The 25956-nt window shown below is 38.5% G+C and carries 17 protein-coding genes and 3 pseudogenes; 18 read left to right on the top strand and 2 right to left on the bottom strand.

The window, feature by feature from the left end; all coding sequences use genetic code 11:
- Nucleotides 1-183: 183 nt before the first annotated feature.
- Entirely contained in the window at nucleotides 184-1035 is an 852-nt protein-coding gene (locus J7J00_RS14960; protein ID WP_214791762.1) for a tyrosine-type recombinase/integrase, read from the top strand.
- A 419-nt stretch (nucleotides 1036-1454) separates the two neighbouring features.
- Nucleotides 1455-1571: pseudogene (locus J7J00_RS28890) on the top strand (DUF6980 family protein); the annotation flags it as partial.
- Nucleotides 1572-1949: 378 nt separating this feature from the next.
- Here J7J00_RS28890 and J7J00_RS14955 read toward each other — a convergent pair.
- Nucleotides 1950-4409, bottom strand: coding sequence for a SpoIID/LytB domain-containing protein (locus tag J7J00_RS14955; protein WP_214791760.1), 2460 nt, complete (start codon nucleotides 4407-4409; stop codon nucleotides 1950-1952).
- 991 nt (nucleotides 4410-5400) lie between these two features.
- Here J7J00_RS14955 and J7J00_RS14950 point away from each other — a divergent pair.
- The 11 genes from J7J00_RS14950 (at nucleotide 5401) to J7J00_RS14900 (ending at nucleotide 18188) form a co-directional block, all read left to right on the top strand.
- Nucleotides 5401-6369 (top strand): hypothetical protein, encoded by a 969-nt coding sequence (locus tag J7J00_RS14950; protein ID WP_214791758.1) that lies wholly within the window; start codon nucleotides 5401-5403, stop codon nucleotides 6367-6369.
- Between the two features lie 383 nt (nucleotides 6370-6752).
- Complete coding sequence (locus tag J7J00_RS14945; protein WP_214791756.1) at nucleotides 6753-7262, top strand: GNAT family N-acetyltransferase; 510 nt, start codon at nucleotides 6753-6755, stop codon at nucleotides 7260-7262.
- A 452-nt stretch (nucleotides 7263-7714) separates the two neighbouring features.
- Entirely contained in the window at nucleotides 7715-7858 is a 144-nt protein-coding gene (locus J7J00_RS14940) for a hypothetical protein (RefSeq protein ID WP_214791764.1), read from the top strand.
- 260 nt (nucleotides 7859-8118) lie between these two features.
- Nucleotides 8119-9921 carry a cache domain-containing sensor histidine kinase gene (locus J7J00_RS14935; protein ID WP_214791754.1) on the top strand — a complete coding sequence of 601 codons (1803 nt, stop codon included), beginning with the start codon at nucleotides 8119-8121 and terminating at the stop codon, nucleotides 9919-9921.
- A 5-nt stretch (nucleotides 9922-9926) separates the two neighbouring features.
- Nucleotides 9927-11093: a response regulator transcription factor gene (locus tag J7J00_RS14930; protein ID WP_214791752.1), complete on the top strand. Its 1167-nt coding sequence runs from the start codon at nucleotides 9927-9929 to the stop codon at nucleotides 11091-11093.
- Nucleotides 11093-12367 (top strand): ABC transporter substrate-binding protein, encoded by a 1275-nt coding sequence (locus J7J00_RS14925; protein ID WP_214791750.1) that lies wholly within the window; start codon nucleotides 11093-11095, stop codon nucleotides 12365-12367. Before J7J00_RS14930 ends, J7J00_RS14925 begins: the two co-directional genes overlap by 1 nt.
- A gap of 145 nt (nucleotides 12368-12512) precedes the next feature.
- Nucleotides 12513-13976: a glycoside hydrolase family 68 protein gene (locus J7J00_RS14920; protein ID WP_214791748.1), complete on the top strand. Its 1464-nt coding sequence runs from the start codon at nucleotides 12513-12515 to the stop codon at nucleotides 13974-13976.
- Between the two features lie 104 nt (nucleotides 13977-14080).
- On the top strand, nucleotides 14081-15619 hold the full coding sequence (locus J7J00_RS14915; protein ID WP_214791746.1) for a glycoside hydrolase family 32 protein: 1539 nt from the start codon (nucleotides 14081-14083) through the stop codon (nucleotides 15617-15619).
- A 323-nt stretch (nucleotides 15620-15942) separates the two neighbouring features.
- Nucleotides 15943-17343: an MFS transporter gene (locus J7J00_RS14910; RefSeq protein ID WP_214791744.1), complete on the top strand. Its 1401-nt coding sequence runs from the start codon at nucleotides 15943-15945 to the stop codon at nucleotides 17341-17343.
- Between the two features lie 198 nt (nucleotides 17344-17541).
- Nucleotides 17542-17844: a hypothetical protein gene (locus tag J7J00_RS14905; RefSeq protein ID WP_214791742.1), complete on the top strand. Its 303-nt coding sequence runs from the start codon at nucleotides 17542-17544 to the stop codon at nucleotides 17842-17844.
- Between the two features lie 146 nt (nucleotides 17845-17990).
- Nucleotides 17991-18188 (top strand): IDEAL domain-containing protein, encoded by a 198-nt coding sequence (locus J7J00_RS14900; protein WP_214791740.1) that lies wholly within the window; start codon nucleotides 17991-17993, stop codon nucleotides 18186-18188.
- Nucleotides 18189-18927: 739 nt separating this feature from the next.
- Here the strand turns inward: J7J00_RS14900 and J7J00_RS28115 are convergent.
- The gene (locus tag J7J00_RS28115) at nucleotides 18928-19059 is read right to left on the bottom strand and encodes a hypothetical protein (protein ID WP_286201370.1); all 132 of its coding nucleotides are present in this window, start codon (nucleotides 19057-19059) and stop codon (nucleotides 18928-18930) included.
- 282 nt (nucleotides 19060-19341) lie between these two features.
- Here J7J00_RS28115 and J7J00_RS14895 point away from each other — a divergent pair, with 282 nt between their 5' ends.
- From J7J00_RS14895 to J7J00_RS14880, 5 genes and pseudogenes are all read left to right on the top strand, one after another.
- The gene (locus J7J00_RS14895; protein ID WP_214791738.1) at nucleotides 19342-23421 is read left to right on the top strand and encodes a S8 family serine peptidase; all 4080 of its coding nucleotides are present in this window, start codon (nucleotides 19342-19344) and stop codon (nucleotides 23419-23421) included.
- Between the two features lie 76 nt (nucleotides 23422-23497).
- A pseudogene (locus J7J00_RS28885) lies at nucleotides 23498-23611 on the top strand (MarR family transcriptional regulator); the annotation flags it as partial.
- 130 nt (nucleotides 23612-23741) lie between these two features.
- Complete coding sequence (locus tag J7J00_RS14890) at nucleotides 23742-24989, top strand: helix-turn-helix domain-containing protein (RefSeq protein ID WP_214791736.1); 1248 nt, start codon at nucleotides 23742-23744, stop codon at nucleotides 24987-24989.
- 360 nt (nucleotides 24990-25349) lie between these two features.
- Nucleotides 25350-25583 (top strand): annotated as a pseudogene (locus tag J7J00_RS14885) (IS110 family RNA-guided transposase); the annotation flags it as partial.
- Nucleotides 25584-25642: 59 nt separating this feature from the next.
- Complete coding sequence (locus J7J00_RS14880) at nucleotides 25643-25876, top strand: hypothetical protein (protein ID WP_214791734.1); 234 nt, start codon at nucleotides 25643-25645, stop codon at nucleotides 25874-25876.
- Nucleotides 25877-25956: the final 80 nt, after the last annotated feature.

The following is a 25956-nucleotide window of genomic DNA, read 5'->3' as shown; positions in this document are numbered from 1 at the left end:
AGTAGGACGCCGCCAAGCAAACAATGTTTATCACATCAATTAGGATTCATAAACCCGTATAAACAGGTTCAAATCCTATCTACGCATTCTAAACCTTAGGATTATCCTAAGGTTTTTTTGTATAATTTCCACTATTCCTTGGAAAGGCTTATTAATAGCATGATTTTGGTAGGGGGCTTCTCGATGACCAGTAAAGAAGAAATCCTGGACAATAAACAAATTCTTCATTCTTTTGCCGAATGGTTAATGGGTCAAAATAAATCCGATGGTACAATTAAAACCTATGTGGGAGTCATCTCCCAGTTTCTTCAATGGTTTAAAGAAGAAGCGGAAGAGATTGAAAAATCCCACGTTCAAATCTATTTAGACGATATGGAACTATCAAACAAGAGTGGAGGAACGATTGAAAAACATTATTCAGCCATTACGATGTTTTCCAGGTTTCTTGATAAACCCGAAATCGTCCTCAACATCGATCGTAAAGCAAAGGAAAAGAAAGAAGATCCGCCAAAAGCCCTGAACATGCTTGAGCAAGCTGCTCTCCTAAAAGAAATCGAGGCCTCTGGGCATTTCAGGAATATTGCTATTGTCTACACAATGATTCATACGGGTATCCGGGTGTCCGAACTTTGTGATTTGAACCATAGCGACATTCAAAAAGAGGGAGAAAAGCAATATATCCTCATCCGGGATTCAAAAGGTGATATAGACAGGAAGATTCCACTCTCCATGACTGCTAGTGAAAAGATCATGGCATACAAGGAATTTTTAAATATGGAAACGGAAGCCATCTTCATATCCAGTGTGAATCAGCGCATCACGCCAAGGTCCGTGCAATATATGCTGACTAAATATAATGCGACCCCCCATAAGCTACGGAATACGTTTTGCCAAAAATTAATCGATAAGGGGATAGACCTTCAAACCGTTTCAAAATTGATGGGGCATAAAGATTTGAACATGACCAAACGTTATATAGGAGAAGGAAAAGAAGAATTGGAATTAGCCATAGAAAATACTTTTGGAAATTTATAAAAGAGGAAAACTTCTTGTATATCGGGAAGTATTCCTCATCCTTGGTAAGGCTACTGAGTCTTCATTATAAAGTTCCAAATTTCTACTACTGAATAATAAAAAAGCCTTTCTCTTATAAAGTGTAGGCCTTGTAAAGGACAGATTAAAAAGACTAGGCAGGTTTTAAGGTGATGATCTCTCTTGATGGTGAATGCCCTCTTTATAAAGGCTATCCTTTTAACTATGTCGATAGCCTTTATAAGTATATTTCTCTTTTTTTGTCGTTGGTAGTTTTCTCTTTAAGAAACCTAATAATAGTAAATTTTTTCATACTTTAATCTTTTCTTATGTATCTTTTTGTTTTCATGCTTAAAAGAGGTGGAATCCCCGGAGGCAGCTCAAGAATAGAGATAACCTATTGACCGTAGTGTGGCTCGAAATTACCTGATTCTAAAAGAGATTTATGGTTTGAAATTCTTGAACAATTAGGATTTGATGACCCTGTTGAGCAATCGATTCCAGAGGAATTTAAAACAGATAAATGGTATAAAAAATAGTAAAAGAGCAGAAGATTTACTAGCTTATTGAGAGATGCTTTGGGAGCTTTTTTCTTATTTAAAACAAAATTTGTGAAGGATTGTACTTAAACTAACGGGTGCTTTAGTTCATTAAGGGTCACTAAAAATAATAAAAATATTTTATAAAAACTTTATAATAATTGACAAGAAAAGAATCCATTTTGATCAATCTTTTTTCAAAATGGATTCTTTTTTATTTACGTTAATATGTGAGTTTAGGGGGAACCTTTGATTAATCTTTATTACAACTGAAAACTATCAGAAATAAAAATTTATAGAAATAGACCATCTTAAAAAAATCATGGTCTTATTCAGTGCTCACCAACTTTAATTAGGGCTTTTCACTGATCGAATTCGTTATCGGACGTTCGTTAGGTATTTTGCGTGTACATAACCTGTTCCCTTACCGTACTGAATTTTGTACCAAGAACCGCTCTTAGTGATTACGGTAACGATTTGGTTTTTCTTCAAAGAGCCAAGAACTTTCCCTGATGTGGATGGTTGGGAACGGACATTTAACTTCGTAGCATTGACCTTCCCAGTCATATTCTTCGCAGCGGGTTTGTTTAATGTGTAGGAAGTGGTCGTTGTACGTTTGTTCTGGCTTGGATCAATCGCTGTAATGGTAAACGTATACTTTCCGTTCGATACCTTTGATACATTCCATGATGCACTTTGGACACCGGCATTGTTTGCAGCATTACTAGTCAGTGTCGCCACGGTTTTGCCTTTTGCATCTTTTACTTGAACGGTAACCTTTGCCTTTTCATTAATCTCATACTTCAAAGCAACATTATTTGTTGTTGAATCATATGAGGTTTTTATATTTTTAATGGAAGGTGCCGTTGTATCAGGTTTTGTTAATGTAAATGGAGCCGTTGCTGAGCTTTTATTTTGATTGCTGTCGATCGTTGCAATTTCAAATGAGTACTTACCGTTTGAAACCTTCGATACATTCCAAGATGTCCATTGGACACCGGCATTTTTCTCTACATTATTGATCGGAGTAGCTAGGATTTTGCCTTTTGCGTCTTTTACTTGAACGGTAACCTTTGATTTTTCATTGATCTCATACTTCAGGAAAACTTTATTCGTTTTTGAGTCATATGAGGTATTTGTATTTTTAATAACTGGAGCCGTTGTGTCAGGCTTTGTTAATGAAAATGGAACAGATGCTGAACTTGCATTATTACTACTATCAATCGCTCTAACCTCAATGGTGTATGAACCGTTACTTACCTCTGATGCATCCCAAACTACTAATTGCGATCCTGACGGCTTTTGATCCCCTTTGACAAGAGTAGCGACGATATGCTCTTTTCCATCCTTAATTTCCACTGTCACATTCGCTTTTTCATTCGTATCAAAGGTTAATTTGACTTGTTTTGTCCTAGTATCGTAATACGTTTTTATATCTTTAATCGTTGGTGCTGTTTCATCTTTGGGTGCAGGGTCTGGAACTGGTGTGGGGATTGGCGTTGGAATGACAGGTGCCGGTTCCGGCTTGACTGGTTCTACTTTCTCAGGTTCTGGCTCATAAGCTTGTTTTAAGCTTGTCCCTTCATAATAGAAAGCAAGAATCTCGCGATACGTATTTCCCTGTTCGCCAGCCTTTTTCGCGCCATACTGACTTAGTCCGACACCATGGCCGTAGCCCTTGCCTGAAACGTTAATCGCATCCCTTGCAGTATCCACTTTGTCTACTAAAAAGCTTTTCATGAAGCTCAGACCAATAATGTCTCTAATTTTCGAAGCCGTTACATCTTCTAATATTACACTTTGCTGTAGCGCTTTCCCCTTTTCTTTCACCATAAATTCAATTGTAATACTTCCTTTACTCACCCTGCCGCCACTTGTTGGTGTATGAAGGGATAGGAAAGGGACAGCCGTAATTTTAATGTCTTTGCCTGTATAGCCATTTGTCTGTAGCCATGCTCTTATATTAGAAATTACTGGTGTTTGTTCAGCTTCCTTGGTATTAGCCCACCATGTATCTGCTTTTGTCAAATCTAAATTTGTAAGGTCTATTTGTTGCTTTTTTACACTAAAACTCCAAACAGTTTGCGGATCATATGGATCGTCTTTGACCATTAAATATGGTAGCTCTGCACCAATCCAAACATTATTGTTGGACTCGGTTTTCCCTCCATTGCTAGAGGAAAAAAGTGCATCTGAACCTATATGTAGTTTTTCACCATAACCGATGACCTGACCTTCTGTTGCTTTAACAGCTTTTGTTGAGTTTTCGTGCCATGTGTAGCCACCGTATACCTGGTAACTCATTGTGTCATCGGGCTTTCTGTTAATGTAGCTCATCGCATAGGTTCTTGCAGCAACAGCCTGTGCTTTTAAGGCTTCTTGATTCCATAAAGCCGGCATTTCAGCTGGAACAACCCCTTTTAAGTAATCTTCAAGACCAATTGAGTTATACGGACGGATGAATTTCCCATCTTCCATAATAAAACGGAAACTACCTAAGTATGTACGACCATTAATCGAAAGTGGACCGTCCCCTGTTTCAGGTTTCACTTCAATCTCAGAAGCTTTGCCTATTTCTTTTGAATCTGTCAGAACAACAATGTCCGTACCGCTGACCCTCAACGTATACTTCTTGTTCGATTCTAGTTTTACATTTGCTAGATTCGTAGTGTACGTGACTTCCGGTTCGACGGTAATCTCAGATTTGTTACCGAGATAGCCTTTTAATTTAACCTTAATGATAGAATCGGCTGCCGCCTTAACTGATATTTCTGGAAGCAAAAATAGCATGAGAACGAGTGTAACAAACATCCATATTCCAAACCGTACCTTTTTCATTGAATAACCTCCTCTGAATTCGAAAATACACCTAAATAATAGTATACCATCCATAATTATACACCAGATATATTTTACTATTTTAGGAGTCCCACCTAATTGCCATCACCAGTACAACCAGTAAAATATGAAAAGACGGCATTCAAGTTATATTCATATGTTTTTTTCTAAAATCTTTAAATGAGTGAGAAAAGTCTTTTAGTATAGTTCTGCCATATTTGCGAAAATAACTATAACCTCAATTTGTGGAATATCTGGTACCGTGGGTCTATGTAAATGCAGGAGCTGCGATTATGGATTTAAAGGATTATAAAAGTGAAAAGGGTGAAGGGGCAACAAGCAAATGACCAGTCAGTGGAAAACTTTAAAAGAAATATGTCATTCAGATTGTCCATAATTTGAAGAAAGGGATAGAGGCAGTCGGATTTGAAGATTGGAGCTTATATACTTCTTATTTAAACATTTAAACAAAAGAAATCACCATTTTTATGAAAAGCTAGGTTATATAAAAATAGGTGAAGTACAAGTTACTGAAAAACTCCATTTATTTAAATATGAAAAAAATTATAAGATTATTTATGTTTTTCTTCTTCCTTTACTTCATTAAGGGAGTTGCTTCGGCAGCTCTTTTTCTTATGGAGCTAAAGGGGCAGGATAGTTCATGAAGAATTGACACTAGAAGGTCGTCAATGAAGGCGATCTTCTTGTGTTAATTTTTTAGAATAAGGGATTTCTAATTGGAATATTATGTTAAAGTTAAAGCAGGCAGAGCCGTTTTTAGGGTATTGATGGTGAGCGAATGGGGGAAATGATTATCTTCGTGAAAAGTCCTATGATTCATTAAAACTGAAACAGTTTAAATTATAATTCTTAAGGGGTGTTTATTTATAGTTATAAATAGAAATAAACATGAGAGTTTAATTGGAAGCGCTCTGTTCATTGTAGAGGTAGAGATTTACGAACTCACTGGTCTGGCGGCCGAGGTGGCCTCATGGCAGTAATGAAAAAGCAGCCAATTTCACATTTGATGAAGAAGCGTAGATTTTGGGGTTATGGTGCCGCTATAGCAATAATGCCTTATCTGTTAATCAAAATCGCCTGGACGTTCGGTCTCTTCATGCCGACCGAACAAATGGGCGACCCAAGTTGGCGCACTGCAAACGCAGTAACAATGGTTCTAGCTGCAGTTGGTATCCTGTTAGCATTGGCGTTTAGCATGACATGGGGTGAGCGACTGCCCGCCTGGTTGGTTGCCTTGCCCGTCTGGGTAGGTACTGGTTTACTTATTCCTATGCTGTTGCTGGCGCCTGTGCTTGGTCCTGCTGCTATGATACGCGATCAGCAGGCAGGAGCTGCCAACGTTTGGGTATATGAGCAGATTTTCGTAATGGTCTCACTGGTTGGAGTCGGCATCTGCCTACCTTTCGCCTTAGCTGGATACGCTAAAGCGCGTTGGCCAGAGGCATTTGCTGATCCAATCGACATTGAATTACTCCCGGGCAACAGCCAGAAACTGCATATCACCTTGGCTAGGCTTGTCGCGGCTGGCTGTATCCTGCTTGGATTTATTAAGCTATTCTGGGCGGTTGGTGGAACTATTGGCATCAACCCAGCTATGTTGGATAACCGCGATTTATGGTGGCACCTATTGTCGTTGAGTACCGGTGTGTGGGCCTTCGCGGGGGCGTGGGGTTTGTTGGTACTGACCACCCGCCGCGGGTCGAAGAGGTTCCTCCCTCCTATGGCAGCAGCATGGATCTCGTCGGGAATGCTGTTCTCTTATAACCTCTTTAACCGCTTGTCCGCCACTCGCCCCGATGCACAACCTGCTCTAGAGTACCCGCTTGCATATGTACTAACCACCGAGTTAGGTAACGTCTTGGGAGTGATGATGGGAATAATTATCCTGTTGGTACTGCACGACCGCCGGAGAGCAATGCGCAGTTCTAGAAGTAATTAATGTTCCTAATATTGAACCCGAATTTTGGGGCCATTTAAATGTACGATTCTTCACATTATCATACATTCACATTAACGTAAAAAAGAACCCTTCACTAAAGGGTTCAATAATGCTGAAAAACAATAATTCAAAAGAGGGTGTTATGTAACAATAAAGTTGTTTAATTACAAATAAAGTCGTTTTATTTACAATAAAGTCATTTGAATGATTTTCATTAATTGAACACTGAGAGCCTCAAGCGTGAGGGTATTCTATATAAAACTTCCCATTGTTTAATAATCCAGTTGAAATCGTTTTTTAAGAATGTAAAATTAATTGTAACGTGTTCGTGGCACTTATAATTGATTCAAGTAAACCTTTTTGTGAAAGGGGAGTATTTATAAATGAAAGTGATAGAAACTAAAAGATTAATCCTTCGTTGGTTATCAATTGATGATGCAGATTTTATTCTCAACCTGTTGAACGAACCTTCTTGGTTACGATTCATAGGTGATAGAGGTGTGAGAACTTTAGAAGATGCTAAAAACTATGTTTTAACAGGACCCATGGACATGTACTCCCGATTGGGCTTTGGTTTGTACTTGACAGAATTAAAGGATGAAAGGATTCCGATTGGAATTTGCGGCTTAATAAAAAGAGATTCTTTAGAAGATGTCGATATAGGCTTTGCTTTATTATCAACCTTTCAATCGAAAGGTTATGGCTATGAGGCTGCCTCTGCGACGATGACGTATGGAATCGAGCAGCTGGGGCTTAAACGGATAGTGGCTATAACATCTATGGAAAATCATGATTCATCCAAGCTTCTTGAAAAGATCGGAATGAAATTTGAAGGAAACATTCTACTTCCTAATGATCCTGAAGAGCTAAAATTATATGCTTATGATTGCTAATAAGTGAATCATTTAAAGTTGATAGAATATGGAAAATGCCCAATTTACCTTTGTGGTTTCATTGAGACATGCAATTGAATTTCTGGCTGAGCTCTATTGGTGGAGTGCCTATTTTATGGCTCAACCTAAAATTTGGTCAACAATCAAAGCTGGATTACAGGATTACAGTATTTCGGGGATGAATCTATGCTTCTAATGCTTGAAAAGATTGAAGTGGTTCTTAAAAAACATAATCACCCAAATAGTTAAGAAGGGTTTACTGTTACACGTGAAGACCTTGACAGTAATAGGGAGTTCCTCGCATCTATTAGCACCCTGCATGTCACATTTGACGAAACTGCTCCTCTAACTATAAAGATAATAAGTGAGTATGTAGGGTAAACTTTTTGATAACAGAATAAGGGGATTTTACGATATGATTATTAGAGTTTACCACCTAGGGAGGGAATCTAATGGAGTACAGAGGCGCATCAGCTTACAACGATGATAAATTTTTCGAGAATTATATCACCATTGAACCCGAAGGCATACCTGCGGAGATTATGATCGCTTTAATAGGGGCTCCTTATTTTATGTATTTGTTGATGAAGCAGTAGGAGAAAAAGCACATATTATAGTAAAAGCTGAAGATGTCTTCAGCTTTTTTGTTTGCCTTATCATCTTCAAATCTCTGGCGCAGCGCAGATTGGAACATAATATAAGCCCGAACTGCGAAGTATAAGGATACATGCCCTTACATGAATCCTACTTAAGCATGATTGACTTGGTTTTTTGATTTGATATAGTTTTAGGATGCTAAAGTGAGAAGATAAGATCAGAATAAAAAAAGAGCCTTCTGCGAAAGGGGGTGCCTCCTGTGAAAAGCATACAAAGCCGCTTATTGATCATGCTGCTGATTTTCATCGTTCTTCCCTATTTCCTGTCCGTTTTTTTCATCTACACTTATACAAAAAACAGTGTGGAGCAGTATGAACTTGAAAACAGCCGGGAGCAGCTACAGAAGAATGCGGATGAACTGGAGCAGTATTTTGACGACATGATTGATTTTCCATATATTCTGTACCGCAACCCTGATCTGTTTCGGATTTTTAATAACGGCTTTGAAGACTCCATTTATTTCAGCCCCATGACCATGGAAAAGAGTCTCGAAACCTTTTATCTAATGAGAAACGAATTCCGGCAAATCCGTTTCTATATTGCTAAAAACAATGAGTCATTTACAGTCTATAATGCAGTGGTCAGCACACACAGGTATCAGCCGAATTTTCTGAACCAGGACCCGATCAAACAGCTGTATACATCTGACTCACAATATTTGATTGAGCCGCCCCACCCTCTTGAGAATTACAATAATGCAGCCATTGTTCCAAAATCGGACAAAACGATGGTGATGACTTTTCACCACAAAATTACAGACGTTCTTTCTAAAAAGTTTCTTGGGATGATTACAATCGACATTGATTTGGGCGAGTATGCCCGCATTTGCAATAACCTTGTCCAGGGAGACGCATCTTCTGTTTTGCTTATTGATTCAATAGATCGCGTCATGTATGCAAATGATCGTGCCCTGATTGGAAAACCTCTTCCTGCCGATGAAAAGCAGCGTCTTAACGGGAATAGGAGCCGGCATGATGACGATATTCTCTTATCAAAGGAGTTATCAGGGTCACTGAACGGCTGGAAATTAATTAAGATCATGTCGAGTCAGGCTTTATATGAAGATGCCAGGAAAACCGCCTATACCAATATCCTTGTCGGCATCGGCGTAGGAATACTGGGTTTGCTGATGATAGGCATTATCTCAAATAGGATTACCCGTCCCATTACGAGGCTGAGCAGCAAAGTCCGCTCCATTGAAGGCGGAAATATGAATGTTCCTTTTGATGATACCAAAAGCGATGAAATTGGCCATTTGGAGTCACACATGAAGGACATGATGAACCGGATCAATTCCCACATTGACCGTGAATATAAGCTTGAAATTGAAAACAGGAAGAACCAGTTCAGGGCGTTAAAATCACAGATCAATCCTCATTTTCTGTTTAACGCTTTACAATCCATCGGCGCTGTTGCCCTCAGGTCGAATGCACCAAAGGTCTATCAATTGCTGACTTCGCTGTCCAAAATGATGCGCTACTCAATGCAGGCAGATCAATGGGTACGGGTTCGGGATGAAGCTGAGTATACAAAAGCGTACTTCTCCCTTCAAACAGAGCGTTTTGGTGAAAATGTAAGTTACTCGGTCAATATCGATGAGTCCATTTTGGACATGACTATTCCAAGTATGATTCTGCAGCCCCTAGCAGAGAATTTCTTTAAACACACGTATGAGGAAGGTTACAGCAACGCTCATTTGTCCATTAACGGGGAAAAACAAGGAAACGATCTTTGCTTTACTGTAGAGAATGATGGTCCTGGTCTGACGGAAGAAGAGCTTCAGACTCTGCGGGAACATATCTATACACCCCCTTACGAAGGGACTTATTCGCATGAACATATAGGCCTGAAGAATATTCGTGACAGGCTGCTTCTGGGGTATGGACCAAGTGCAGAAATGAAAGTAGATTCGAATGACGGACAGGGGTTTTCCGTCAGCATGAGGATCCCGATAAAGACCGTCTTTGGGAATGATAAAGACTTACTTCAGGAAAGGAGATGAACACGGTGAAAGCACTGATTGTCGATGATGAATTCAATGTGCGGGACGTCATACGCCATTTAGGCCAATGGGAAACATATGGCATCACCAAGCTATTGGAAGCCAAAAATGGCCATGAGGCAAAATCACTGATTGAGAAAGAACGCCCGGAGATTATCTTTACAGACGTGAAAATGCCCGGTATGGGCGGAATCGAACTGATTGAGTGGCTGGATTCCATTTCCTATCCGGGGAAAGTTATTTTCATTACTGGATATAACGATTATTCCTATATGCGCAAAGCCATTCAGCACAGCAGCTTTGATTACCTGCTGAAGCCGATTGAGTATGAAGCGTTCAATCATACACTGGAAAAATCAGTACAAGCCTGGAAGGATGACTTTGAACATGCTGAAGTGCTGGAAGATGTGAAAAAACTGCGGAGAAACCAGTTAGCCACTGCGATATGTCTGGGGGATCGTTCAGACTCAATCAGCCTTGCCGAGTTTCTTCCTGAATCGGAGGGCTATAAGCTGACACTGCTCTCCTTTTACCAGATGCACAATCCGGATCTCTATATCCAAAAGCTTTCAGATGAGCTTACGGACCGCAAATTAGGAAATGCTTTTTCCCTGCAGACGGATCTTAACCTCTGCCTTGTTATCACCATTCGCGATCAATGGCTCTCCGTTGAGGAATGGATCAGCCAGGAGTTCGATATCCCTGTAAGGCTTGTAACTGAAGAGCAGGTCGAAACTTTATCGGATATCAGGACCTCGTTTCAGGCTCTGCAGAAAAAGCTCGAGGAACAAAACTTCCGATCCATCCACCGTCTGGATGAAATAGATGCCGCCCGCCGCATGGAAGACATGGTTTCCTATGTTGACATGTATTATATGGAGGATTTGAGTCTGGAAAAGCTGTCGAATGTCTTCTTTTTAAGCCGCGAGCATATCTCAAGAAAGTATAAGCAAGAAACCGGAATGCCCCTGTCCAAATACATCACGGAGCTTAGAATCAGCCAGGCAAAATCGTGGCTGAAAGAAACAGACAAAAGCATTTACTCCATCTCGACCATGCTTGGCTACCAAGATGAAATCTACTTTTCAAAGCTATTTAAAAAGGTCGTCGGCATGACGCCTTTTGAGTTCAGGAACAGGAACGATCAACATGAATCTAAAGGGGTGACATGATGAAAAACAGGTTTTTATCCCTTTTGTTAATCGGAGCCGTCAGCCTGCCTCTTTCTGCATGTCAGGACGAAGCCCCACCAGAAAAAACGGAAAAGACAGAGCGAAAAATCACGCTGGATTTAAGGAATCCGAAAGTGGAAATCTCCACTCAATTTGAAGAAATGACGCGTGCTTATGAACGGGAAAATCCCCACGTCAATATCAGGGTACATACTGTTGGAGGCGCAATGGATGACCTCGCCGACCTAAAAGCCGAAATTGCGACCGGCACTGGTCCGGATATCTTTACAAACAGCGGCTATGAAAATGCCAAGCTGTGGCGGAACTATCTGGAGGATCTCTCAGGGGAGCCCTGGATTAATCAAGCATACAAAGAAGCCCTGACGCCGGTCACATTGGACGGGAAAATTTACGGAATGCCGGTTAACCTTGAAGGGTATGGCTTTATCTATAATAAGGATCTATTTAAACAAGCCGGCATTACTGAACAGCCCGCCACTCTTTCTGAACTGACAGCAGCTACCGAAAAGCTGCAGAATGCAGGCATTACTCCCTTTGCAACAGGCTACTATGAAGACTGGAAATTGGGCGACCATCTGATGAATGTTGCCTTTGCCCAGCAGAAGGATACTGATGCTTTTATAAGAAATTTAAATAACGGAACGGAGAAAATCAGTACCAATCAAACATTTAAGGATCTCCTTGCCCTGCTGGATCTCACCATAAATTACGGAAACGATAATCCGCTGACAACGGACTATACAATGGAAGTGAATCTGTTTACCTCCGAAAAAGCAGCCATCATTCAGCAAGGCAACTGGATTCAGCCGATGATCGATCAAGCTGCGCCTGACATGAACATCGGTTTTATGCCGATTCCGATTAATGACCGACCTATAAAGGAAGCCCTTGTCGTCAGCGTTCCAAATTATTGGGCCGTAAATAAACAGTCCATTCCTGAAAAGAAAAAAGAAGCCAAGAAGTTTTTAAATTGGATGGTGTCGTCAGAACAAGGAAAACGGTTCATGACGGAAGAATTCAAATTCATTCCTGCGTTTAAGAACATTAAAACTGATGATATAGGGCCGCTCGCAGAAGAAACTCTTCGAAATTACAAAGATGGGAACACCGTCCCATCTAACTGGTTTCACTTCCCTGTTGGAATTAGAGAAGAATTCGGCGCCGCGACTCAGCTCTATGTCGGGAAACAGCTGAACCGCAATCAGCTGCTCAATGAATATCAGAAGTCCTGGGAGAGGTTTTCGAAGGAATAGCCTCTTGCCGGGGCTTTTTTTGCCTTCCACAATTGCGATATCAATATACGACTAAATTCCAATCAATATGTGGCATACCTCTCTTTTCAGGAATCGCCTATAATTCTATTGTACTAGCAAATACATAAAACGAGGAGGAAGACATATGAACTTTAGCAGGCTTGCCAAACAGGCAACAGCAGTAATACTCAGTACTGGCATTCTATTAAGCGGTACTGTTACCCAATCATTTGCAGCTCCAAAGGATCCGGCAGATTACAAAGAAACGTACGATACTTCACAAATCACTCGTTCCGCTATGAAAGATATGATTAATCAGCACGGTGATACTAGATATGCCATTCCTAAGTTTGACGAATCCACAATTAAAAACATCCCTTCTGCCAAAAAAGTAACGGAATCAGGCGAAACCATTGATTTAGATGTGTGGGATACATGGCCATTGCAAAACGCTGATGGAACTGTTGCAGAATACAAAGGATATCATATCGTTTTTGGATTAGCAGGCGATCCTAAAAACGCGAGTGATACGTTCATCTACATGTTTTACAAAAAAGTGGGCGACGATTCCCTTGATGCTTGGAAGAATGCTGGAAGAGTATTTGATGACAATGATAAAAACGTTCCAAACGATCCCTACCTAAAAGAGCAAGCCGAAGAGTGGTCAGGTTCTGCGACCTTCACTGAGGACGGGCAAGTTCGCTTATTCTATACAAACCGCGAACCGTATACACCTGAGTCAGGAAATTATGGTAAACAAACCTTAACGACCGCTCAAGTAAACCTTTCAGAGCCAGATTCTGAAACATTAAAAGTGGATGGTGTTGAGGATTACAAATCCATCTATGAAGGCAAAGACAGCAAGTACTATCAAACTGTAGATAAATTTGTAGAGGACGGAAATTCCGCTGATAATCATACCTTCAGGGATCCTCACTATGTAGAAGACAACGGCCGCAAATACCTTGTATTTGAAGCAAATACGGGTACAGAATATGGCTACCAAGGCGAAGAATCGCTATACAATAGAGCTTACTATGGCAACAGCAATAAATTCTTCCAGGATGAAAAAAGCAAACTTATGCAAAGCCCTAAAAAAGAGTTAGCTGAACTTGCAAACGGTGCAATTGGAATTATTGAAATAAACGACGATTATACATTGAAAAAAGAAATGAAGCCATTGATTGTTTCAAATACGGTCACAGATGAAATCGAACGTCCAAACATCTTTAAAAAGGACGGCAAGTGGTATTTATTCACAAGTTCAAGAGGATCAAAAATGACCATTGATGGAATCGATAATCAAGATATTTACATGTTAGGCTACACGTCTAATTCCTTAACTGGCCCATATAAACCATTAAATAAAACGGGCATCGTCCTGCATCAGGATCTAGATCCATATGACATCACATGGAACTATGCTCACTATGCGATCCCGCAGGCTGGCAGTGATAATGTTGTAGTGACTAGCTACATGACAAACAGAGGTTATTTTGAAGACAATAAGTCTACCTTTGCCCCAAGCTTCCAGCTTAACATTAAAGGGAAAAAAACATCGGTAGTAAAAGACAGTATTCTTGAACAAGGCCAGATTACGGTTAAGTAGTTACCAGTGAAAAGAAAAAGAAAATGTCAGGAAACTTGGCATTTTCTTTTTTCTATTTTAAAAGAGAAAAGTGGTGAGTTTAAGTGAACAAAAAGAAATATAAGATGGTTGGATTATTCGTTCTTGGATTATGGATGGTTATTAGCACAGGAATTTTGATTCATTCATTTTATAAAACAAAAGAAGCTAATCCGCCAGATAAGGTAGAAAAGCACTCATACCGGGCTGCCTATCATTTTACTTCTCCTGATCATTGGAAAAACGATCCACAGAAGCCCGTTTACTATGAAGGAAATTATCATTATTTTTACCTCTATAATGGAGATTACCCGGATGGCAACGGCACAGAATGGCGACATGGCACCTCTAAAGATTTGGTTCACTGGAAGGATGAAGGAATTGCCATTCCAAAATATACGAATCAAAATGGGGATCCATGGACAGGGTCAGTCGTTGTAGACAAGGAAAATACAGCTGGGTTTGGGAAAGACGCTTTTGTGGCGATCGCAACACAACCCTCTAAGGATGGCCAGAAACAAGAACAATTTCTATGGTACAGTACGGACAAAGGAAATACGTTTACCTCTTACAGTGACGAGCCTATTATGAAAAATCCAGGAACGAAGGATTTTAGAGATCCAAAAATCATCTGGGATAACACGAATCAAAAATGGATCATGACCATGGCCGAAGGATCGAAAATAGGTTTTTATGAGTCTGATAACCTGAAAGATTGGCGCTATACGAGCAGCTTTTCCACTGAGAACATTGGAGTTTTAGAGTGCCCTGACCTTTACCAGATCCGCGCTGATGACGGGACAGTAAAGTGGGTGCTGGGCGTCAGTGCAAACGGAAAAGCAGCAGGGAAACCAAACACCTATGCATACTGGACAGGAACGTTTAATGGAACAGAATTTCTTCCAGATAACAATGAACCGCAATGGCTAGACTACGGTTTCGATTGGTATGGCGGAGTAACGTTTGAAGATGGCAAGGCAAGTGACAAATTAGACAAACGCTATGCCCTCGCTTGGATGAATAACTGGGCCTACGCCGACAATACGCCGACATTAAAAGAAGGGTTTAACGGAATGGATTCGATCGTCCGTCAAATTGAACTAAAGCGTGAAGGCGAGAACAAGTATTATCTTTCTTCACAGCCTTCAGAAGCATTAAAAGAATTGACAAGCTCAACGAATTCTTTTGATAAAATCGAAGTGGATGGCTCGGAAACACTTGATGTTAAAGGAGATGCCTATCAAATAGAGGCAGATCTCTCATGGTCGGATTTCAAGAATGCAGGATTCAGGCTCAGGGAGTCAGATGATCAAAAACGCCACGTTGACGTAGGCATTTCTGCAGAAGAAAATTACTCTTATGTCAATCGAGCATTCACAGATCAACCTGACGAAACGAATCAGTTCGTTGAAAGTACTGCACCATTTGATGCCAGTAAGAAGAAGGTTCATTTAAAGATTCTCGTCGATAAAACGAGTATTGAAGTTTTTGTGGATGATGGAAAGGCTGCTTATTCAAACTTAATATTCCCTCATGCTGAAGATAAAGGAATTACTCTCTTCTCCGAGGGCGGCAAAGCGATCTTTAAAAATGTGAAGGTTACACATTTTGATTCGATTAATTGAACCTCATCTGAAAGACATCCCTTACGGGACCAGGGATTTCTTTAATCCCCTGCTTTCTTCTCGAAGCAGGGGATCTACCAACCAAAAGAACTATTGTAAGCAAAAAAATGAATATTTTTCTGTTTTTGTATCAAAATAATTAATGTCCAAAGGCTTTTCGATTTCTGGTGAAGTTAGTCTAATGTTGTTGGAACTGTTTTCATAAGAAGACAAAATTTTAATTTGGGATATAATTGGAAAAATACCCAAAATATGCTTGTGCTCCAGTCTGACTTTATTTCTCATTCTTGCATAATTGTATCCCAAGGAGTTGACATGATAAAATGAAATTCAACAAGAAAAAAATCAACGTTGTAGATATTCAAAAAGCGAAGAAAAGTGTGTTTGCTACAGGGGTAGGAAACGCTATGGAGTGGTTTGATTTTGGCTTATATTCCTATTTAGCTGTTATCATTAGTCAAAACTTTTTTAGTGCTGTTGAGAGTGATGAGCTAAAATTAGTGTTCACCTTTGCAACATTTGCGATTGCCTTTTTAATGCGCCCAGTAGGCGGTATTATATTTGGAAAAATCGGAGATAAATTAGGAAGAAAAGTCGTTTTAACAACCACGATTATTTTAATGTCTTTTTCTACATTACTAATCGGCTTATTACCTACATATGATCAAATCGGTATATGGGCACCTATACTCTTATTAATAGCTAGAATTATTCAGGGTTTTTCAACTGGTGGCGAATACGCTGGTGCAATGGTCTATATTGCAGAATCTTCTCCAGACAATAAACGTAATATGCTTGGAAGTGGATTAGAAATTGGTACGCTCATTGGTTATATATTCGCTTCACTACTTGCCAGTACACTCTTTATCATTCTATCTGATCAACAGATGGCCTCATGGGGTTGGAGAATACCGTTTCTACTCGGCTTACCTTTAGGGCTTATTGGGTTGTACTTAAGAAAAAGTTTAGAAGAATCACCGATTTTTGAAAATGAACTTTCTGATGATGAAGTCCAAGAGGAAAGCTTCCTATCTATTTTTAAAAATCACAAAAAAGATATTCTTGTATGTTTTGTAGCTGTTGCATTCTTTAATATTACAAGCTATATGCTATTATCATATATGCCTTCTTATTTAGATGAAATTATTGGATTATCTAGTACAGTAGGAACCCTATTAATCACGATTCTAATGATGATTATGGTACCACTTACTTTAATGTTTGGAAAGCTCAGTGATAAAATTGGAAATAAGACTGTTTTCTTAATCGGTTTAGGCGGATTAACCCTATTATCTGCCCTTGCTTTTTATTTAATAAACTTGAATGCTTTAGTATTTATTTCGTTAGGTATTCTAATTCTAGGTGTTCTGCTTTCAATTTATCAAGGCACAATGCCTGGATCGTTACCAACCATGTTCTATACTGATATTCGATATCGGACATTATCAGTGACCTTTAATGTCTCAGTTTCAATATTTGGTGGAACTACCCCATTAGTTTGTACATGGCTAGTTCACCAAACGGGGAATAACTTAGCACCTGGTTTCTATCTAACAGCTGTGAGTATTATCGGATTTTTAGTGATATTATTCTTGTTCAATAGTACTTCAGGAAAATCCCTAAAAGGTTCTTACCCAACAGTTGCTTCTAAATCTGATTATCAAGAAGCTGTTGAAAATCCAAAAGATTCACTATGGTGGAAAACGGAACAAAGAGAAAAATAAATGGAATTAAAAAGCACCCATTCAATGGGATGACTACTCGAAATACAGACACTCAAACATGAGCGTCTGTATTTCGGGTTTTTGTTTTACTTATTGAGGTGTTCACGAATAATAATGTAGATTAAAAATAGAAAAAAGAATTAAAAGAATTAATCTACTTTAAAGCGATGGAGCTATTTAAAGAAAAGGGTTATGAATATGTTCCCTTTTCTCTTTAGAGCAAAGGGAAGAGGAAATCGAGGTGACCTCAAAAGAAAAACGAGCAGAGATCACCTTCGAATAAAGGAGTCGGAGGTTTACCGGGGAGAGGTATTCCTGCATGACATTTCCCCATACTTGATTGATGAAGAGTTGAAAGTCGAGGTTTTACTGGTGATTTTGTTCATGGACTTTCTGAAAAGGATTAAAGAAAAGGGATACTCGAGCCAAGCCATGAAGGCCATTTTATTGAAATTTGAGGATTACTTGATTAGTGGACAAAAATTGGAACAGAAAGAATAATTTCACAACTATCCTTTTAAGAATCTTTTCCAGTTTTGATAATTCCGATGAAAATAGAAAAAGGAGCCAGACAAGCACTTTACAAAATAATAATAATCCTCAAGGTACTCAGTATAATAGAAAAAAGGTAAAGGAGTTGATTTCTAATGGAGAAGCAATTGCCTGGAACGCTACTGGAACCTGAAGTGATCGCTGAAATGGTACTAAAAAAAGCCCTTGCTGATTACAGGAAAGCCCAAATTGAAAAACAAATCGATGACTCATTGAAAAACCGTAATAAGGTAGAATTTATCCGTTTAACAAATGAATTAAAACGTACAACATTAAATGCAAACAGAACTTAATAAAAAAGATAACTCCTAACTTAACTCTTTAATAAGGTAAAAGGAAATCAATAAAGGAAAAAATATGAACGATGGATCAGGTAATGCTGCTTAATTTCCTGATTCATTTTTTTATTTAAGTGGTCTTAGATATGCTACGGGGACCACAATAAATAAACACTCTATAGCCATAAAAGAGTCTTCTTCAAGTAGATTAAATGCTTCCATCTATAAGAATAATAAGAAAAGTCAAATTCAGGGCTTTTTTTTATTGATAGCTTAAAAACACTATCAAAAGAAAAAATCTATGTTTGGATAATGTACTATAAACCTCGTTAGAATATACGCATATATTTTAATTTGCCTACAATGCTTTGAATTATTTATAACTTAAAGAAGATTTTGTTGATGGTGTCCTATTGCTGAAACTCCCAGTGGAATTTTGGGGAACTACTGGGCCAGCGTCGGGATGCTCTATCCGTTGTACAAATTAAAACTATCCAGTAAAAATAAAACTATTTATTATTCACTTTCAGTTTGTAAGCCGCATTCCTCCGTTAAAAAACGCGGCTGTTTCAATAAATATTTCATTGAAAGCAAATAACAACAATTATTGATGGTTTAATACCCTCGGTTCCGATCTACCAATCCATTTAATGGCTGTTCACTTAAAAATCTCCTTAAATTTTCCTTAGACATACTAATCACACACCTTTTTTAGAGTAATAGTATCAGTATGTCCATGATTTAGAGATTAATTTCAATTGTCTTGAAGTTTTTGCACCAGAACCGGTTTGATGAAGGAGATACTACCGTGGTTTGGCTTTCCTAAATCCTTTTGCATCATATTCTGCCGTTCGCGATAGAATTCGATGATGTTTCTCTCTAGCATCGTGAACTCCTCTTTTCAACTCTCTCAATGGAATTCATATTTTCTTATTTGACTAAAGAAAACCCCAATTTATAAAATTGCATTTAAGTCTTTTTTACTAATTTTCCCATGTGTAATGATTTTTTTAGAATATTTAAAAGATAAATAGATATAAAGTACTTTTAAATAACCCCGATAGCAATCCAATAGAAAGGCAATTAATATTATTATATGAATATTTTGAATTTTTAGAAAGGGGTATTTTTTCGTAAATCTTCTATTAACTAAGAAAGTAGGGAACATATGAAAATTCATTCATTCATTAAACGAACAGCGGCGATTACGCTGTCAGCTGGCTTGCTGCTATCATCAGCAAACACGCCTTTCATTCCTTATGCAAATGCAGCGAACATAAAGGCAGAAGACGTCTTGGCTTCGTTGACAAGTGAACAACGAAAAGCGTTAAATCAACTTAAAATGACAGATAATGTCGGATTGCAAGGCTTTAAAATGGAAGAGTTAAAAAAGGATAAAGAAATGTCGGTCATTATCCAGTTTAAATCAAAGCCGGGAAAAGTTGCAGTCTTGGATGCGAATGTAAAAGGAAAGAAGCTTTCTAAAAAACAAGCGGATGATCAAGTAGAAAAGGAACATGCTCAGTTTAATAAAGACATTCAATCGATTCTTCCATCTACTAATCTTAGAAGCAAGAAAACAGGTCATAAAATCACTTCTACCTTTAAGACCGTTTATAACGGGGTAGCTATGAAGCTGCCAGCTAATCAGGTAGAGCAGCTTTTACAATCCGAAGTCGTAAAAGCAGTATATAAAGATGTAGCATTTAAGGTCGATCCGATCGCCATGGGAGAGAAATCAGCCCCTGGTACATCCGTTGAAAGTATTCCATATTTAAAAATTGATCAGCTGCACAATGAAGGTATTACAGGAAAAGGAATCAAAGTTGGGGTTCTTGATACAGGGATTGACTACAACCACCCTGATTTGAAGGATGCCTATAAGGGCGGTTACGATTTAGTTGATCAAGATAATGATCCAATGGAGGCAACGTACAAGGATTGGCAAGCGTCGGGGCAACCAGAATTTAGCTGGTCCGGTTCTTCCTATTATACTTCCCATGGAACACATGTCGCAGGTACCATTGCTGGACAAGGAACGAATGCAGAGGTTTCTGTGAAAGGTGTGGCTCCTGATGTGGATTTATATGCGTATCGTGTTCTTGGACCATATGGCTCAGGATCATCTGAAGGGGTCATTGCAGGTTTAGAAAAAGCTGTAAACGATGGCATGGATGTTATCAACCTATCCCTCGGATCGGACATCAATGATCCTTATGATCCAACCAGTACTGCCATTAACTATGCTGTCCTTAATGATGTAACAGCAGTTGTAGCAGCTGGAAATGCAGGATCAGATGATTATACATTAGGTTCACCTGGCTCAGCAGCACTTGCTTTGACAGTCGGGGCGAGTGATGTGCCGATGGCGGTTTCTACTTTCAATGGGAAAATCGGAAATGAAGATTCAATCGAACTTGTTAGTTTGGCACGCCACTATTCAGACCAATTAAAGGAATGGGAAGGAAAATCCTATGAGGTAGTGAATGTCGGTTTAGGAAATGGCTCTGATTATTCCGGCAAGGATGTAAAAGGGAAAATTGCACTTGTGGAACGCGGAGAATTCACCTTAGCGGAAAAGGTCAGCAAAGCGAAACAAAATGGAGCAGTTGCCGTTCTTCTTTATAACAATGTGGAAGGGCAGATTAATGCAAATCTTGGTGAGTCCGTTGACTTTGTGCCGTCATTTTCTTTAACAAAAGAGGCAGGAGAAAGCATTAGAGAACAGATTCAAGCAGGTGAAGCGAATTTTACTTTCTCCAAATACGCGGATAAACAGACAGAAGGTGACCACTTAGCGGACTTTAGCTCAAGAGGCCCGGCAAGAGAAACATACGATATGAAGCCAGAAGTGACGGCACCGGGAGTAAGTGTTCTCTCAACAATCCCTTCTTATATGGTGGACGCTGAACATCAAGAAAACTATCAATATGCATATTCAAGATATTCTGGAACATCTATGGCTACTCCTCATACAGCGGGGATTGCAGCACTCATGCTTCAAGCGAATCCGCAATTAGAGCCGGAAGATATTAAAGCCGTTCTAATGAATACGGCAGATCCTCTCAACGGAGACTACAGTGTATTTGAAGTTGGAGCAGGAAGAGTTGATCCATACCAAGCTGTGTATAGTGGAACAAGCTTCAAAATTAACGATAAAACATTTGTTCCAGGTGCTGAGGAATTAATCAAGGTAAAAGAATTGACGGGCGGACTCAGCTTTGATGTTCACTATGCAGATAAAAAGCTAAATCTAAAAAAATCAATCACTATTGAAAATAATGATAAATTAAACAAAACATTCAGTGTCACTGTAACTGAAACGAATGGTTCAAATAGCTTGAAGGAAAACGGAGTGGAGCTGGATATTCCAAGCAAAATTTCTGTAAAAAGTGAAGACTTCAAAAAAGTAACAGCAAGTATGCTTATTCCTAAGAAAGCAAAGGATGGAATTTACGAAGGCAATATTACATTAACGAACAATGCGAATTCATCAGAGCAGTATCGGATTCCTTTCAGCTTCCGAACAATGAAAGATGGGTTTAATAAGGTTGGACTACTAAATCCTGCCTATTCCCCAAGTTATTTAAACCAAGTAGGATGGGATCCTATGCGTACTCCATTTGTATTTGCTGATTTTAACCTTCGAGCACCAATGGAAAAAATGGATGTCGTTCTTCAAGATGGTAAAACAGGAAAGGACCTCGGGTTGGTCGGAACAATAAATTTAGAAAACGCTTATGACAATGTAGATTATGGATTAAATGCATTTAATGGAACTTATTATGAGTTTACAGGAAACTCAAAACAGCCCATTTCGGAAGAAGCAAGTTATGTGCAACCGGGACATTACAAGTTGAAATTCATTGGTACAGGTACTTCCGGGAAGGTTACAACTGAAACGCAGCATTTGTTCATCGATCTCGATGCACCGAGCTTCAAAAGTTCACTTGATGGAAAATCTCCATTTATTGAATATAAGCCAGGTCAAGAAACATATCCATTCGACATTCAAATCACAGATCCAACCGTTGACGAACTAAAGAAATTGGGCGTAAATATCAATCAATCATCGAACTCGATGGTGTTTTACTGGGGTCAATCGGGTTTCCCATCTACGCCAATTCCAATGGATAAAGAAGGAAAGCTTGTTGAAGAAATCGCCATGGATGAATCCATCCCAGCGCTTCAATTCCGCATGAATGGACATGATATGGCAGGAAACAAACCTGCTACAAAGCAATATTACTTTGTAAAAGAAGGTACACCTGTCGCGTATGCTATTGGCGAAAAGTATGAGGTGAAAACAGCTGATACGGTAAAAGCAACGCTATCATTAGATAACCTTAACGCAGTGTCAAAGGCGGAATGGAACTTTAATGGTGACGGAGGCTATGACAGTGGTTTAGATAGCGTAGAGTTAGTTGATGCCAAGCTTCACAGCGAATTCTCGGACAAAGCCTCTTTAACGATTAAAGACAATGTCGTTACTGTCCAATTTAATGAAGAGAGTAAAGCATTAGACCATGCAAAAGTCGTTGAGGTTGCCTTAAAGGTGCAGGATGATCAATATACCCTTGGAGCAGCCATTAATCCGATTGTGAGCGTAACGGATGCTAATAATCAGACAAGCAGTGTGTTAAAATCTGATTTAAGTTGGAAGGTTAACCCTCAATTCTCAATGGCTAGAGGTTATGTCACTCCGCAAGGATTTAAAAATGAAGATGGTACTGTTACAGAGAAAAGGGATTGGAGCAAGGTTGGCGGTACAGTGAAAATCTTTGATTCAGAAGGAAATGAGTTCGATGCGACATCAACGGTAGAAGAAAATGGACAATATGTATTCAACAAGCTGCCGTTAAGCACAAATGCCTTCACGATTGAAATGAAAGTGCCAGGCCACTTTGTCACGAAAGAAAAACTAAATTCTGGTATAGGTTTTGAGCACAATGGTGAGTTATACGGTCAAAATCGCTGGATACCTGCCCTTGATATTACAGCAGGTGATGTTAACCAGGACAATGTCATTGATGTTCTAGATGCGATCGAAATTCAAAACGCTTGGAAAACAAAGAAGCGTGCAGCGGATATCACCTTTGATGGAATGGTTGATGCCAAAGATATGAAATATGTTCAAACAAACTATCTCAAGCAAAATGAGCATGTTGAGGATGCCCCAAAACCAAAGAAGAAGTATAAAGGTAAGACATTAGAATCAATTTTAGTTGAGTTGGGAATACAGCCATAAATATTAAAAAACACGATGAAAGCTTAATTTCATCGTGTTTTAACTTTTAAAGAAAGTATAAAATTTTTCTGAAAGTATTTTTAAAGAAAGAGAGTATTCCAATAAGGTTGCGTTATTTGGATTTTCTTCAGAATAAAATATTGAGGTAGATTGGGAATTCGTAAAAAAGGGAAACAAGAGTAAATATTGAAGAAGCTAATAAATAGAGGGAGGGTATTAAAGTAGTCTTGCGCTTTTCTTAATTTTACTAGAATATATAGATTATATATTCATTTTTTTTCTATATATACTAGATAAAATTACAACCTAGAGGTGAAGCTATGATTGAGGGGAAACTTATCAAGTTTTATCGTGAAAAAGCGGGATTGACTCAGGGGCAGCTTTGTGAAGGGATTTGTTCTGCTACACATCTTAGTAAGATAGAACGAGAGATAACAGAATACTCAGGGGAAATTACTCACTTATTATCCCAAAGATTGAATATCTGTCTTGATGATGAATTTGTGCGGTATCATAATCTTCAACAGAAACTAAAGTTATGGCAAAACACGTTCGTTATGCAACAAAGCAAAGAATCAGAAATTTTAAAAGATGAAATCGAAAAAGAAACACTGATTCAATTGCCGGATTTTCAAGTTTTCTATCAATTACTCTCTGCAAGGTATTATTTATCTAATTATCAATTAGAAACAGCATTATTAATTATTCAAAACCTGCAAAAAAATGAATCATCTTTTTCTCCGCAAGACCGCAATATGTTAAAACATGTTCTAGGTATGTATTATTTTTACAACGGACAGTATCGAGATTGTATTCAAATTTTAACATCAATTGATCAAAGTCAATATAATCAATTTGAATATTATTACCATTTGGCACTAGCCTATCACCTTATTCATTTTAATATAATATCGTATTATTATGCAGAGAAAGTTCTTGACTATTTTCAAAAAACGTTAAATGTCATACGAATAATTGATACAGAGACAATCATGTTATTACAATTAAATGCAAAGGAGCTTCATGATTTTGAAGAGACGAAAGAACGATACGAACAATTAATACGTACCTGTGATACCATTAACGAAATAGACCGTAAATCAAAGCTCCTTAATAATCTTGCATTTGAACTTTACAGAAGAAAAAAATACAAAGAAGCATCCGAACTATACAAAGAAGCCATGGAACTAATGGATGAAAAGGTTCCTCATTATTTAACTGCATTAGATGGTTATATTAATACTTGTTATAAAGGAAAACTACTTTCAAACGAGATTTTATTGGAATTAGCACATAGAGGCCTAGGAATAGCAAAATCGACAAAATCGTATAACTGGATTTTTTTTGAATTACACCTTTATCAGCTTAATCATGAAGAAGACGATTACTATCATTTTATTGAGACTACAGCCCTTCCTTTTTTTAAAAATATGGGCTTCACCATGTTAATTGAACACTACGAAAAAAAACTCTTCCACTTCTATAACCAAATTGGTGCCGTTCAAAAAGCATTGGACCTTGCCAATTCTTACATACAAGGCAGAAAGAGCTACTATGATCATGAATAAGTCTTAATAAAAAAAGATACTCTATGCAGATGTTAATGCTGCATAGCCAACGTTTCCGAGAACAAATAGCCAGGCTCAAGCAAGAGTTAAGCAACAAGTACAAACTATTAAAGAAAAAATAAACAAAATTTCTCAATAAAAACGTATGGAAGAAATTGTTGTAACTATAAGGTTAAATGAAAAATTTCTAGCAAAATCATATATTCCTAACACTCTTTTTAAGCACGCGAGATTTGAAAATATCGGATCAAGACGGTGGGAATTTTACCGAGAAGAGGAAGAAAAAAATATTATAGCAAAATGCATTTCGTTAAAATGAATTTGGATAGCTTGGAAACTTTGAAGAAATCTTAAACAAGGAAGAGGCTCGGTACGAAACAAGCCCTTGATGCGTATAAACTTCACTTGGAACAGTTATTAGAGGAATATGATCTCGCTTCATCCCAACTCGAAAGAGTGACGCAAGAAGTCACAAACGTCTTGGAACAGATTCCATTCGTTAAGCAAATACTTGCCATTAAAGGAATCAGTGAGATTTCACTGGCGGGCATCTTAGGAGAAGCTGGAGATCTGAGTGGGTTCGCTCACGGGAATTAGTTTTAACCCTTGGTTTTGCAGGAGTTTTAGTAGTATCAATCTGTTTTGCGAAAGACTTGCAAAAGACAGAAGCATCAGCAGAAGCTTCCTCAAAACAAACAGATATATATAAACTTGTTACTAGAGAGGAACAAGACCGTAGAGAAGGTATGGTAGCTGAAGGAAAAGATGTTACCACAGTTATATCAGCAAAAGAGCAAAATATGGTAGAAAATAGTTCGGCTCAACAAGGGTTTGTTCCACAAAAAAAATGGGACAGGTTTCTATTTCGAAAAAGAGAAAAAAATTAAGTTTAGTTGTTAAACTAACAGGTGCTTTAGTTCTTTAGAGAGCTGTGATGAACAGCTCTTTTTTGTGCGCCCGGCATGGG

The organism is Bacillus sp. ISL-4, assembly GCF_018613275.1.
GTDB classification, from domain to species: Bacteria; Bacillota; Bacilli; order Bacillales; family DSM-1321; genus Peribacillus; species Peribacillus simplex_E.
This window is presented reverse-complemented; position numbering and strand designations above follow the sequence as displayed.